The organism is Variovorax sp. 05T418, assembly GCF_056396385.1.
Window position 1 is genome coordinate 1 of sequence record NZ_JBFTLJ010000055.1, and the last position, 713, is coordinate 713.

A 713-nucleotide genomic window follows, 5' to 3' on the forward strand; every position below is an offset into this window, starting at 1 on the left:
CGGAGAAATCGTTCGGATCAACCAGCGTACGGCCACAGTTCACTGCGACGGCCGCGCATGGCGCGTGGCGTTCGCTCTGCTTCAACACGTCACAGACGTCACGCCTTAAACCACCCAGCCGTCAACAACGGCCTCGAGCGGACTATTACTCTGGTTCTCCACCCAGTTGTTGTCCGCCGGCAGATCGCCGTCGTCGATGTAGCGCGTGAGCGCCTGCCAGCGCTTCAGGCTGTAGTCGATTGCCCTGGCCGTGATCGAACCATCCGGCACCCTCTGCCGTTGCCCGGCGAGCCATTGCTGCAGGGCATCGGCCACCTTGCGGGACTTCTCTTGTCGTATTCGCCTTCGATCCTCAGGCTCAAGCTCGGCGACCTCGCGTTCGACGGCGTAGAGCTCACCGAAGAACTTCAGCGCCTGCTCGCCGACCGGGCTGCCGTGATTGGCCCAGAGTTCGTGGAACTTGCGCCTTGCATGGGCCAGGCAACCCGCCTCGGTGATGCCCAGCTCGAAGCACGCCTTGTAGCCACTGAAGTCGTCGCACACCAGTGTGCCGCGCCAGCCATACTCGCCCGGCAGCCCGAGGAAGGCGCGCGCATGCTGGCCGCCGCGGCTGTCGGCGAAGTCGAACACCACCGCGCGCAGCGCGCTGTAGCTCGTCGTGCAGTAGCTCCACAGGTACGCCCGGTGTGTCTTGCCGTTGCCGGGCTTGAGCA

The 713-nt window shown here is 64.8% G+C and carries 1 pseudogene; it reads right to left on the reverse strand.

The features are described from left to right. Nucleotides 1–150: 150 nt before the first annotated feature. Nucleotides 151–713: pseudogene (tnpC, locus tag AC1DMS_RS31750) on the reverse strand (IS66 family transposase); the annotation flags it as partial.